Source organism: Parafrankia soli (assembly GCF_001854695.1).
GTDB classification, from domain to species: domain Bacteria; phylum Actinomycetota; class Actinomycetes; order Frankiales; family Frankiaceae; genus Parafrankia; species Parafrankia soli.
The window spans coordinates 1-12,569 of sequence record NZ_MAXA01000018.1 but is presented as its reverse complement, the minus strand read 5'-3'; the positions used below and the strand labels follow the sequence as shown (position 1 = coordinate 12,569).

Genomic DNA, 12,569 nt, shown 5'->3' with positions numbered 1-12,569 from the left:
TTGTGGGAAGGCAGGGCATGGATGACCCTGCCGACCAGATGATCAGATCGCGAGGGTGAGCTCGGTGAACGCGGCCGTCACCCGTGCGTGGGGGGCGGTGTCGATCCCGAGGTCGTAGTGGCCGCGGCGGATGTTCTGGACGAACGCATGCCCTGCGCTGATCGTCTGGGTGGAGCGCAGCCGTTTCAGGCCGCGCATCGGCCGGAGCCGTGCTTTGAGCCGGCCGTGCTCGGCCTCGATCCGATTGTTCTCCCGGGCGGCGTCGACGTGGCACGCCTCAGGCAAGAATTCGTCGAGGACCCGCGGGTAGACGGGTGCTTTGTCGGTGGTGACCTCGACCGGCCGATGCCCATGGGACAGCGCACGGACGAAGAAGCGGCGTGCCGCAGCCTGGTCGCGGCGGGTGCTGGCCAGGACGTCGATGACCTGTCCGTGCTGGTCAACCGCCCTGTACACATAGGTCCACCGGCCTGCGACCTTCACATACGTCTCATCCACAAACCACCTATCCCCAGGACGGTGCCGACACGGCCGCGCGGCCTCGACCAGCAGGGGCGTAAAGCGCTGCACCCACCGGTACACGGTCACGTGATCAACCTCGAGGCCACGTTCGGCGAGCAGCTCCTCGACGTCCCGGTGACAGGCAGTGCCCTTGCCGCCATCGGACACGACAGCGTCGCCTCGGCCGGCAACGCGCCCGCCGGGCATCCGCGACGGCACCGGTCGCCGCCCCTGAGTCGTCAGCGGTGGTCGACCGGCTCCCGGTCCGCTGACGGCGCGGATGGCGGCGCGTCGGCCGACGCGCCGAGCAGGTGGCCGGCTACGCCGAGGTCCGTGATGAGGATGTTCACCCAGCGGCCCAGCACCGCCGCCCGGATGGCGGTCGCTTTTTCCTGCCCGCCGGCGATGGCGATGCGGCGCGCGGTGCCGAGCAACGTCTCCCGGTCGATGCCGATGATCCGCTGGTCGAGGTCTGCCACGACCGGCTGTCCGGCCTCGTCGAAGTACCGCAGGCAGACGTCCCCGACCGCGCCGGCGTCGCGCAGTGTCCGCTGGTCGGCGTCGGACAGCCCGTTCCCGCTCTGGCGCAGCAGGGGCGAGGGCGTCGTGGTGCCGATGCCGACCAGTGCCACGGTGAGCTCGGACCAGGCTTCCCGAACCGTCTGGACCGCCGGGTCCGTGAGCAGGGCCTGCTGGAGTGTGGCCGACCCGACCAGGCCGGGCGACGGCACGAACAGCGGAGCGGCTCCGGTGAGTGTGGCGAGCCGCCCGGTGAGGCGGGTCGCCTGCATCTGCGCGTCGGGGCTACCGACGCCGCCCATCAGCTGGATGACCTGACGGGCATTCAGGGTATGTCGGGGACGCATGGCGTCGACCGCGGCGAGCAAGGTGGTGCTCCACGACGAGACGCCGATGACGTCGTCGTTCTGCAGCGTCATGTCCAGATAGGTCGCGCCGCTGGCACCGAGAGCCGCCGTGATGTCGCCCGCGCTGCCCTCGACGTCGACCACCATGACGTCCCGGAGCCCGTACCGCCGGATGAGTTCGTCCTCGATGTCGGCGTGCACGCCGGGCGGCGGGACGATGATCGTGCGGACGATCCCCAGCTCGGACGCCTCCTTGAGGAGCCGGGAGACACGGGCCTGAGACAGGTTGAGCCGTTCAGCGATCTCCGGTTGCCGGACGCCCTGTTCGTGGTACAGGCGCGCCACCTTCGTCAGCAGCCGCAGGCGATCGCGGTCAGGGCTCGCGGGCATGGCCATGCACCAGTATGTTCTGCCCGTCCGCGGCGACGCGGCCGGCGGACGCCGCGTCGCCGGTCATGACGCTGCCTTCGTGCGCTGGTGGGAACGCGCGCGGGCCACCGCGTCGGCCCAGCGGTTGCGGAGGCGAGCACGAGTGTCCGCGTCGATCCGGGGAAGGACCTCGGCGCCAGTCGCTCGCCCGGGCGGTTCGGGCAGGCCGCCGAGGGTCCACCAGCCGGCGCCCACGCCGGCGAGCAGGGCCGCTCCCAGCGCGGACAGGTTCGGCGTCGCGGAGATCCGGACCGGCAGCCCGCTCACGTCCGCCTGGAGCTGCATGAGCACCTCGGACCGGGTCAGTCCGCCGTCGCAGGCCAGCAAGGCCAGCGGACCGGCCGCCCGCTGGAGCACGGTGATCACGTCGTCGATCTGGAAGGCGACGGATTCGAGGGCTGCGCGGGCGAGCTGCGGCCGGCCGGTGCCCAGCGAGACTCCGATGATCACCGGGGTCGCGTCGCGGTCCCACCACGGGGCGGCCAGGCCGCCGAAGGCGGGGACGAGGATGATCTCGTCGCTGCTCGCCGTGGCCGCCTCTGCGAGCAGAGCCGTGGGGTCGACCTGGAACAGGTCGGCGAGCCAGCTGATCGTCCGGCCGGTGGAGCGGATGTTCGCCTCGGTCGCGTGCGCCACGCCGTCGGCGGCGTCGCCGGCGGTGCCGGGGAGCTGCCAGGCGATGGTGGAGCACAGGCTGGTGTCGCCGGCGTCGGCGCGGCCGAGGGTCATGACCGACGACCCGGTGCCGTAGGTGGCCTTCACGACGCCGGGAGCGCCCCTGGCCTGCGCGAACAGCGCGGCGTGCGAGTCCCCGAGCACCGCCAGCACGGGCAGCCCGTCCGGCAGCGGCGGCAGGCCACGCGCGGGAGGGAACGGCCCGAGTGAGGCGACGACGTCGGGGAGTGCCGCGCGCGGGACGTCGAACAGGTCGAGGAGGGTGGGATCCCACTGTCGGCCGCCGATGTCGAGCAGCTGGGTGCGGGAGGCGTTGCCGATCTCGGTGACGGCGGGGCCGCCGAAGCGGGACAGCAGCCAGGCGTCGAGGGTGCCGACCTTCCAGGCGCCCGTGCCGGCGCGGGCGCGGCTGGGGTCGTAGGTGTCGAGCAGCCAGCCGGCCTTGAGCGCGGAGAACATCGGGTCGAGGGGCAGGCCGGTCGAGGACCGGATGTAGGGCGCGTGCCCGCCGCGCTCGAGGGCGTCCGCGGCGGTGGCGGTGGCAAGGCGCCGATCCTGCCAGCTGAGGATCGGTCCCACGGCGGCGCCGGAGACGGTGTCCCACAGGACGACGGACTCGCGCTGGACGCTGATCGCGACGCCCGCGACGCGCGCGGCCAGTTCCCGGTCGACGCAGGTGCGGACCGCCCGCTGGACGCTGGCCCAGATCTCCTCGGCGCTCTGCTCGACCTGCCCGGGGCCTGGGTGGCGCTGTCCGACTGGGCAGGAGGACGAGGCGACGACCGTCGCGTCCCGGTCGACCAGCATGGCCTTGGTCGAGCTGCTTCCCTGGTCGATGGCCAGGAGGAGGCCCTCACGCTCGGGTGCCACCGACCACCTCTCGGGCCGCGCCCGCGATGCCGTCCGCGTTGAGACCGAAGTGGTCCAGCAGGAACTGGGTACTCCCAGTGGGGGCGAACTGGCGAGGAACGCCGAGGATACGCAGCGGGCAGGGGCGCGTCTGCCCCACGACGGCGGCGACCGCCGCGCCGAGCCCGCCGCTGGTGGTGGCCTCCTCGACGGTGACGATGCCGGCGGTCTGCTCGGCGGCGCTGATGAGCGCGTCCCRGTCGATCGGCTCGACGAACGTCATGTTGAGCACCCGGGCGGAGATACCGTCGTCAGCCAGAATCTGCGCGGCCCAGATCGCTCGGGAGACCATGGAACCGACGGCGGCGAGGGTCACGTCGGAGCCCTCGCGCAGCAGGACGGCCCGGCCGGGCAGGAACGGATCACCCTGTCGCGACACCTCGGGTACCTTGAAACGCGGTATGCGCAGGTAGACCGGACGGCCGTAGCCGGCGGCCCAGAGCACCGCGGCCCTGGTCTGTGCCGGGTCGGCCGGGACGGCGATCGTCAGCCCGGCGACCGCGCGCATCCAGGCGAGGTCCTCGATCGAGTGGTGCGTCGGGCCGAGCTCGCCGTAGGCCATGCCGGGGCTGTGCCCGCACAGGACGACGTGCCGTTCGCTGTAGGCGACGTCGGCCTTGATCTGTTCGGTGGCTCGTCCTGTCAGGAAGGGCGCCGCGGCGCAGACGAAGGGCACCATTCCCGCGTTCGCGAGCCCGGCCCCGACGCCGACGAGGTCCTGCTCGGCAATCCCGACGTTGATCAGCCGGTCCGGGAACTCGTCGCGGAACGCGCCGAGGTTGCTCGACCCCATCGAGTCGTTGCAGACGGCGACGATCCGTTCATCGACGCGGGCCAGGGCCGCGAGCTCGGCGGCGAAGTCCACGCGGCAGTCGAACGTCGGAGCGTCCACGCCCGGCGGCGCGACGGTGCTCATAGGTGCGCCCTCCCCAGGCTGGGACTCATCCGGACAGCTCCTCGAGGGCGGCCCGGAGCTGCTCGGCCGACGGCACCCTGTGGTGCCACTCGACCCGGTCCTCGACGAACGACACGCCCTTCCCCTTGACCGTGTCCGCGAGAACGGCCACGGGCCGGCCCGTGCTGGACGGGGCGAGCGCCTCGACCAGCGCCTGGTGGTCGTGGCCGTCGATCCGGCGCACCTCCCAGCCGAAGGCGGCCCACTTGGCGTCCAGCGGCTCCAGGGCCTTCGTCTCCTCGGTGCGGGCGCCCTGCTGGAGCCGATTGCGGTCGACGACCGCGACCAGCGTCGCGAGCCTGTGGTGAGCGGCCGTCATCGCGGCCTCCCAGTTGCTGCCTTCCTGGATCTCCCCATCGCCCAGGACGACGATCGTCCGGTTGGCGATGCCCCGCAGGCGGGCGCCGAGCGCGCACCCCACGGCGACCGGGAGCCCATGGCCGAGCGGGCCGGTGTTCGTCTCGACGCCGGGCACCTTCACCCGGTTCGGGTGCCCGTTGAGGGGCGAGAGCGGTCCACCGAACGTCTCCAGCGCGCTCCGGGGAAAGAAGCCGCAGGACGCGAGCACGCTGTACAGGGCGACGGCGCAGTGGCCCTTGCTCAGCACGAACCGGTCCCGGTCCGCCGCGTCGGGCGCGAAGGGGTCGACCGTCAGGGCCCGCCAGTAGGCGGCGACGAGGATGTCGGTCACGGACAGGTCGCCGCCGAGGTGCCCCATGCCAGCCTGGCCGATCGTGGTCACGATGTCGCGGCGCACTCCGCGTGCGATCTCGGCCAGGGTCGGTGCCAGCTTCGCGGGCGGGAGCTCGCGGTGCACAGCCACGGTGGCGACATAGCGGCGGGCTGCCGGCTCGTCCGTGGTCAGCCGGCCGGCGGCGGGCAGGGTCGTGGTCACGGGCTCCCGTCCTGCGTCTCGGCGAGGGCGCCGTACAGGGCGCGCTTGGCGATCCGCTGGGCCGCCAGCGCGTCCTGGGCGGACTGGGCCGCGCGCAGAGCGTCCCAGTCGAGGCGCTCCAGCGCGCGGTGGAAGCCCCGCATGGTCTCGACCCCCACCCGGGCCGCCTCGACCGGGTCCTCCCGGAACGGAAACTGGTCGAGCTGCCAGATCCCCTCCCACCCGGCGTCGACGAGGGCATGGAAGAACTCGAACGTCTCCAGCGGGTGCACCGAGCCGACGACCATGTCGTCGTCCCAGCCGCGCAGGTTGTCGTTCACGTCGATCGCGAACAGCCGGCCACGCGAGATGATCAGCCGGGCTGCCTCGGCGGGCGACTCCCCGCCGTAGAGCGAGTGACCGAAGTCGAGCAGGATCCCGACGTTGTCGCGACCGATCTCCTCGATCGCCAGCAGCGTCACGGCGGCCGACGAGAACAGCATGCGGTTGCGCGGCTCCCGTGGCTTGTACTCGATGGCGAACCGCATGTCGGGGAACGCGGTGGCCAGCTCCCGGACTGCGTCGACGGAGTACTTCCACAGCTCGCGGTGGTCGGCCTGGAACGGGTAGTCGACACCGTCCTGGCCGGGCCACAGTTTCACGTAGTCGCAGCCGAGGTCGCGGGCGAGCTCGGCTGCGCGGGCGACGAGATCGATCGCCTGCGCGCGGACGGAGACGTCGGGGTTGGTGAACCCGCCGCGCGCGAACGTCCTGGTGTAGATCTCGGGTGTCACCGCGACCGCGCGCAGCCGGGCGGCCTCGAGCGCGGTCCTGATCTCGGTGGTGGTCAGGTCGTTCGGGGAGAAGGGCCAGTTCAGGTCGACCGCCGAGAGCGACCCGACCCGACCGGCCATCTGGAGGCACTCCAGGGTCCCGACCGGATCGCGGTAGCCGTCCGTCGCATAGCGATCCACGTAACTCGCGAAGTGCCAGAGACCGGCGCCGTACGATGGTTCTTGAATTTTTATTCACCTCCGACTTGACATGCACCAACCGTAGCTAGGAGAATTTCGATGTGTCAACGGGTCGATGACCAGCCTGGTTGAGGACGACGCGTACCGTGGCACGCCGAATGCCCCGGCCACGGGCAAGCTCCCGACGCCGCGGCAGGAACGCTCGGTCCGACCGACGATGAGGAGAAGCGGTGCCGTCCACTCCGACCGGGGCCCGTCCCGACACCGTCCGCGTCGCGATCGTCGCGGCGCACTGGCACGCCGACATCGTCGGGCAGGCCGTCGCCAGCTTCCGCTCGGCTCTCGCCGAGCGGGGCGTCGGCGAGGTCGACGAGTACCAGGTGCCAGGGGCGTTCGAGATCCCGCTGCACACGCGCAGGCTTGCGCTCACCGGACGCTACGACGCCATCGCCACCTGCGCGTTCGTGGTGGACGGCGGCATCTACCGGCACGACTTCGTCGCCGGCACTGTGGTCGACGCGCTGATGCGCGTGCAACTGGACACGGACGTGCCCGTGTTCTCCGCGGTGCTGACCCCACAGGCCTTCCACGAGCACGCCGAGCACCAGGAGTTCTTCGCCCGGCACTTCCAGGTCAAGGGGCGCGAGCTCGCCGACGCCGTCGTGACGACCGTCGCCGGCCTGGCGGCCCTGCCCGCGTAGCGGACCGTCCCGGTCGGCCAGGTCCGTCACCCCCAACCATGTCGCCCTGGAGGGGACAATGTCGTTCGGCCGCAATTCCCGGCTCAGTGACCTGATGGAGAGCCCGCAAGCTCGTGCCCTTCTCGAGCGGKCCCTGCCCAGGCTGGCGGCGGCCCAGGTTCTCGAACGCTTCCCCGACCTGACCATCGGGCTCATCGTCTACAACGATCCGAGTCTCACGGAGGCCGAGGCGGCGGACCTCTGGGCCGGACTCGCCGCGGTGGAGACGCCCGCGACCGGCCCCGCCGAGATCCCGGTCGCTGCACCGCGGGACGACTACGAGGGCGGCGAGGTCGCCGCGGGCTCCGCGCCGGCCACCTACCCGGGCGCCGTCAGCCGATGGTCGACGTTCGAGCTGGAACTGGCCGGCCCCTCGCACGGCAACCCGTTCACCGACGTGGAGCTCACCGCGCGGTTCAGCCGGGACGGCGTGGAGATCGTCTCCGGCGGCTTCTACGACGGCGACGGCCGCTGGCTGATCCGGCTACTGCCGGCGGAGACCGGCCGGTGGCGGTTCGTCACCTCGTCGAACGCCCGCAGCCTGGACGGCGTCACCGGGCAGTTCGACGTCACCCCGGCGGCCGAGGGAGCCCACGGGCCGGTCCGGGCGGACGGCTTCCACTTCGCGCACGCGGACGGCACCCGCCACCTCCCGCTGGGCACCACCGCCTACGCCTGGATCCACCAGCCGGCCGAGGTCCAGGCGGCCACGCTGCGCACGCTGGCCGCCGGGCCGTTCACGAAGCTGCGCATGACGGTGTTCCCGAAGAGCTACCAGTACAACTCGAACGAGCCGGAGCTCTTCCCGTTCGCCGGCAGCCTCACCGACGGATTCGACTTCACACGCTTTGACCCGAGGTTCTTCCGRCATCTGGAGGCGGCGGTGACCGACCTCGGCGCGCTCGGGATCGAAGCGGACCTGATCCTCTTCCACCCGTACGACCGGTGGGGCTTCGCCGAGATGGGGGCCGTGGCGGACGACCGGTACGTGCGGTATCTCGTCCGGCGGCTGTGGGCGCTGCCCAACGTGTGGTGGTCGATGGCCAACGAGTACGACTTCGTCTGGTCGAAGTCGGAGGCCGACTGGGACCGGCTCGCCCGCCTCGTCACCGCGAACGACCCCGCCGGCCACCTGCTCGGCATCCACAACGGCCTGCACATGTTCGACCACTCCCGGGACTGGGTGACGCACGCGAGCGTCCAGCGGATCGACACCTACCGCACCGCTGAGAACGTCGACGGCTGGCGCCGTCAGTGGGGCAAGCCCGTCGTCGTCGACGAGTGCGCCTACGAGGGCAACCTCGAGCACGGCTGGGGGAACATCACCGGCCGGGAGATGACCCGCCGGTTCTGGGAGGGCGCGCTGCGCGGCGGCTACGTCGGCCATGGCGAGACCTACTACCGCGAGGACGAGCAGATCTGGTGGGCGACGGGCGGCGAGCTCACCGGCGAGTCACCGGCCCGCATCGCCTTCCTCCGCCGGATCATCGAGGAGGCGCCCGGCGGCGCCCTCGACCCGATCTCGCCGAAGCTCGGCTATCCCATCGCCGGCATCCCGGGCGAGTATTACCTGGAGTACTACAGTTTCGGGCAGCCGCTCTTCCGTGACGTGACGCTGCCACCTGGTCGCGACTACCGGATCGACGTCATCGACACCTGGAACATGACCGTCGAGCCGCTACCCGGCACCTACGCCGGAACGTTCCGAGTCGACCTCCCAGGCCGAGAGTTCATCGCACTACGAATGACCGCAGCGGACTGACCGGCCCCGCGAGCGGGCTGCGCTTCCGGTGCGCGGCGCCCCGAGGTCGACATCGTCAAATCCGCCGGTACCTGTCCACGTCTGTCGAACCGGGCCGGCAGGGCGCGAGGCGAAGTGGCGCCCTGCCCGAAGGTCACGCGCTGGCTGGGAGCCAGGCCGTGTACATCCTGGTGAACGTTGCCACCATGGCCGGCATGTCGATGGAGGGGTCCAACAGCCACTGGATCTGCAGACCGTCCATGACGGCCAGCAACAGTCGCGCCATCTGGTCGGCCGGCTCGTCCGTGCGAACCTGACCGGCCCGCTGCCCTTCCTCCAGGCCTGACGAGATCAGGTTGGTCAGGTTCTGGTAGCGATCGACGAAGAAGCTGTGCGCGGTGTGTGCTGGATCAGTGGCCGCAGCGGACAGGGCGACGAAAAGCCGAATCAGTCCAGGTTGATCCATGCTGTGGCGCACGGCCTGGGCTGCGATGTCGCCTGGCTTCTTGGTCTCCGCGCTGACGTGGCGGCCCAGGGTGTCTCGCTGTTCGATGACGGCCAGAAGGAGCTCCTCGCGCGAGCCGAAGTAGTGCAGGAGCGCCGGCTGTGTCACTCCCACTCGGTCGGCGATCTCCTGGAGGGAGGAGCCGCGATCGCCGTGCTGGGCGAACACCTCCAGGGCTGCCTGAAGGATCTGTTCTCGGCGTTCGACGCCCTTGCGGTAGGGGCCACGCGGCTTCCGCTGGTTGGTCACCCGCACGACCGTACCGCAGTACGCCGCAGCCACGACCGGGGAACGGCCCGATGACGGTGGCGCCGGACCCATGGCACCTGCCGGGGCCGCGGGGGCGGACGACTCGACGGTGGAGGGCCGGGAGACCGCCTGGGACTGCGGCGCAGTTCGGACAGTGGCCCGCAAAACTTTCTAGTGCTAGGTTTCTGCCTTGCGCAGCTCCGTCCGCTCGGGGAGGGCACCACGACGTTCATCCCGGAGGGGTTCGAGTCGCTGCGCCGCAGCACCATGCGCAGCACGGTGATCATGATTCGCGTAGTCAGGGAGCACTCGGATGATCCGTTCATCCTTCAACGACGGCTGGTTCTTTCGCCGGAAGACCTATGCGTTCGTGGAGCTACTCGGCAAGGCCGACGCCGGGTGGGAGGCGGTTCAGCTTCCTCATGACGCGATGGTGGGCCGGGAGCGCGACGGCGCGGATGCAGGTGCGAGTGGGCGCGGCTTCTACCCGGGCGGAGCGTACCAGTACAAGAAGTCGTTCTTCGTTCCAGAGGAGTACCGGAACCGGCGTGTGACGCTCGAGTTCGAGGGCGTTTACCGCGACGCCCGAGTGTTCATCAACGGCGCCTTCGCGGAGCAGCATGCCTACGGGTACACCAACTTCTATGTACGCGCCGACGGTCTGCTGAAGTACGGCGGGGATAACGAGGTCGTGGTGGAGGCGCGCAGCTCCGAAGACACCCGCTGGTACTCGGGCGGCGGCCTTTACCGCAACGCTAAGATCATCGTCGGTGGTCTGGTGCACATCACCCTGGACGGGGTGAAGATCACGACGCCGGTGATCGACACAGACCTTGCCCTGGTCGTGGTCGCCACCGAGGTGCGTAACGAGTCCCCGGTCACCCAAGCTGTCGAGGTGGTCACCGAAATCGTGGATGCGGACGGCGTGATCGTCGCTCGAGACGAGGCGCCGGTCACCTTATTTCTCGGTGAGGCGGCCACGCTGCGCCAGCGGCTATCTGTGTTGCGGCCGGAGCTGTGGGGCGTGGATCATCCCTATCTCTACAGCTGCCGAACCCGTGTGACAGCAGACGGTGAACTGCTCGATGAAGAGACCACGCGCTTTGGGGTCCGTTCGCTCACTGTGGACCCGCATCGGGGTCTGCGTATCAACGGTGAGGCGGTGAACCTGCGGGGCGCATGTATTCACCACGACAACGGGGTGATCGGCGCCGCGACGATCGACCGGGCTGAACAGCGTCGGGTCGAGATCCTGAAGCAGGCTGGTTTCAACGCTGTCCGCAGCTCGCACAACCCGACGAGCAAGGCGCTCCTTGATGCCTGCGACCAGCTCGGGATGCTCGTCATCGATGAGTTGTTCGATGCCTGGACCCGGTCAAAGGTGGACCAGGACTACGCCCTCGACTTCCCCGTCTGGTGGGAGTCCGATGTACAGGCGATGGTCGACAAGGACTTCAACCACCCCTGTGTGATCCTTTACTCGATCGGAAACGAGATCCCGGAGACGGGGACCGCCGCCGGCGCGGCGATCAGCCGTCGGCTCGCCGAGAAGATCCGCTCTCTCGACAGCACCCGCCTCGTCACGAACGCCATCAACGGCCTGCTCGCCGGCGGCCCGGACCTGCTCGCGTCCTTCGCGGAGGAATCCGCGGCGCGAAACCGTGAGAGCGTCGACGTCAACGGTTTCATGACGCGAGCACGCGAATTTATGCCGACCATCATGGCCTCCGAGATCCTCGCTTCCAAAACAGCGGAGTCCATTGCCTGCCTGGATGTCGCCGGCTACAACTATATCGAGTCACGCTACGAAATGGACCGGGCGCTGTTCCCTAACCGGGTGATCGTGGGCACCGAGACCTTTCCGGTGGACATCGACAAGAACTGGCGGCTAGTCCAGGACAACAGCCACGTCATCGGTGACTTCACCTGGACAGGCTGGGACTACCTTGGCGAACCGGGGATCGGGCGGATCGAGTACGAGGGCGACGGCGAGGCGGCCAACGCCGCCCTGGGCCACCAAGGCGGCTATCCGTGGCTGACGGGCTGGTGCGGCGACATCGACATCACTGGCCACAGATGGCCAGCCTCCTACTACCGCGAGATCGTATTCGGGCTGCGGACCGAGCCCTATATAGCGGTCCAACGCCCCGATCGCTACGGCCATCCGGTTGCATTGGCGACCTGGTGGTCGTGGAGCGACTCGATCTCCAGCTGGTCCTGGAACGGCCACGAGTCCAGCCCGGTACGGGTCGAGGTGTACTCGGCTGCGGACGAGGTCGAGCTCCTGGTGAACGGCCGGCAGGTCGGAACGGCCCCGGCGGGTGAGAAGAACCGCTTCAAGGCTGAGTTCGACACCGTCTACGAGCCCGGTGAGATCGTCGCCGTCGCCTACACGGGCGGTCGCGAGTCCGGCCGCACCCGGCTGCGGTCCGCGACGGGCGACGTCCACCTCGATGCCGCCGCCGACCGCACCCGGATCACCGCCGACGACACCGATCTCGCCTACATCGCCATCACCCTTGTGGACGAGGCAGGCAACGTCTACAACACGGCCGACCGCAAGGTGGCCGTCGAGGTGGCGGGACCCGCGGTGCTGCAGGGCTTCGGCAGCGCCGACCCCAAGCCGACAGAGAACTTTTTCGACACCGTCCGTACCACCTTCGACGGCCGGGCGCTCGCCGTCATCCGACCCACCGCACCCGGCGCGATCACCGTGACCCTCACGGCCGACGGATGCGAACCCTCCACCGTCCGCATCGAGGCCGAGCCAGCCCACCCGAGCAGATGACCAGCCCCTGCGTCCACCACGTCGAACGGCGTCACGCACCGTAACGATACGAGCCCAAGGGTGCCCCGGTGAATGTCCGAGGCCGGAAGGCGGAACCGATGAAGAGGAGCCGGCTAGTGCGTTGTCCGTGAATGCAGGTCGGTTCTTGTTGATCAGGCGGCGTTTCGGACGTGGCCCCAGCGGTGCTGGTGTTCGGAGCGGATACGGGCGCGTTCGCGGCGCTGGGCTTCCAGCACTGCTGGGTCGCGGCGGTGGGTGTTGCGCCAGYGCAGGTAGGCGTGCAGGTCGCGGGTGAGCGCCGGGTGGTTGGGTGGATCGCTGTTACCGAGGGCGAAGCCGCGCAGCGGGCCGAAGTGGGCCTCG

At 69.9% G+C, this 12,569-nt stretch carries 10 protein-coding genes and 1 pseudogene; 3 read left to right on the top strand and 8 right to left on the bottom strand.

Features of this window, described 5'->3' with window-relative positions:
• Positions 1-42: 42 nt before the first annotated feature.
• The 6 genes and pseudogenes from BBK14_RS03955 to BBK14_RS03930 form a co-directional block, all read right to left on the bottom strand.
• Positions 43-639: pseudogene (locus tag BBK14_RS03955) on the bottom strand (IS6 family transposase); the annotation flags it as partial.
• A 101-nt stretch (positions 640-740) separates the two neighbouring features.
• The gene (locus BBK14_RS03950) at positions 741-1,757 is read right to left on the bottom strand and encodes a sugar-binding transcriptional regulator (protein ID WP_071059860.1); all 1,017 of its coding nucleotides are present in this window, start codon (positions 1,755-1,757) and stop codon (positions 741-743) included.
• Between the two features lie 63 nt (positions 1,758-1,820).
• On the bottom strand, positions 1,821-3,341 hold the full coding sequence (locus tag BBK14_RS03945) for an FGGY family carbohydrate kinase (protein WP_198541165.1): 1,521 nt from the start codon (positions 3,339-3,341) through the stop codon (positions 1,821-1,823).
• The gene (locus BBK14_RS03940; protein WP_071059859.1) at positions 3,325-4,296 is read right to left on the bottom strand and encodes a transketolase family protein; all 972 of its coding nucleotides are present in this window, start codon (positions 4,294-4,296) and stop codon (positions 3,325-3,327) included. The genes BBK14_RS03945 and BBK14_RS03940 overlap by 17 nt, the downstream gene beginning before the upstream one ends.
• Before the next feature lie 25 nt (positions 4,297-4,321).
• Positions 4,322-5,230: a transketolase gene (locus BBK14_RS03935; protein ID WP_083390705.1), complete on the bottom strand. Its 909-nt coding sequence runs from the start codon at positions 5,228-5,230 to the stop codon at positions 4,322-4,324.
• Positions 5,227-6,183 carry a sugar phosphate isomerase/epimerase family protein gene (locus tag BBK14_RS03930; RefSeq protein WP_241831103.1) on the bottom strand — a complete coding sequence of 319 codons (957 nt, stop codon included), beginning with the start codon at positions 6,181-6,183 and terminating at the stop codon, positions 5,227-5,229. Before BBK14_RS03930 ends, BBK14_RS03935 begins: the two co-directional genes overlap by 4 nt.
• A 230-nt stretch (positions 6,184-6,413) precedes the next feature.
• Here BBK14_RS03930 and BBK14_RS03925 point away from each other — a divergent pair, with 230 nt between their 5' ends.
• Positions 6,414-6,884 carry a 6,7-dimethyl-8-ribityllumazine synthase gene (locus tag BBK14_RS03925; RefSeq protein ID WP_071059857.1) on the top strand — a complete coding sequence of 157 codons (471 nt, stop codon included), beginning with the start codon at positions 6,414-6,416 and terminating at the stop codon, positions 6,882-6,884.
• A gap of 58 nt (positions 6,885-6,942) precedes the next feature.
• A complete protein-coding gene (locus tag BBK14_RS03920) occupies positions 6,943-8,685 on the top strand; it encodes a DUF5605 domain-containing protein (RefSeq protein ID WP_071059856.1) in 1,743 nt (580 codons plus the stop codon).
• 133 nt (positions 8,686-8,818) lie between these two features.
• On the opposite strand, the gene BBK14_RS03915 is transcribed toward BBK14_RS03920, so the two are convergent.
• Positions 8,819-9,418 (bottom strand): TetR/AcrR family transcriptional regulator, encoded by a 600-nt coding sequence (locus tag BBK14_RS03915; RefSeq protein ID WP_071059861.1) that lies wholly within the window; start codon positions 9,416-9,418, stop codon positions 8,819-8,821.
• Positions 9,419-9,731: 313 nt separating this feature from the next.
• Between BBK14_RS03915 and BBK14_RS03910 the strand changes: the two genes are divergently transcribed.
• The gene (locus tag BBK14_RS03910; RefSeq protein ID WP_071059855.1) at positions 9,732-12,206 is read left to right on the top strand and encodes a glycoside hydrolase family 2 TIM barrel-domain containing protein; all 2,475 of its coding nucleotides are present in this window, start codon (positions 9,732-9,734) and stop codon (positions 12,204-12,206) included.
• A 152-nt stretch (positions 12,207-12,358) separates the two neighbouring features.
• Here BBK14_RS03910 and BBK14_RS03905 read toward each other — a convergent pair.
• On the bottom strand, positions 12,359-12,569 hold a 211-nt coding region (locus tag BBK14_RS03905; RefSeq protein ID WP_476739383.1), incomplete at its 5' end, for a hypothetical protein.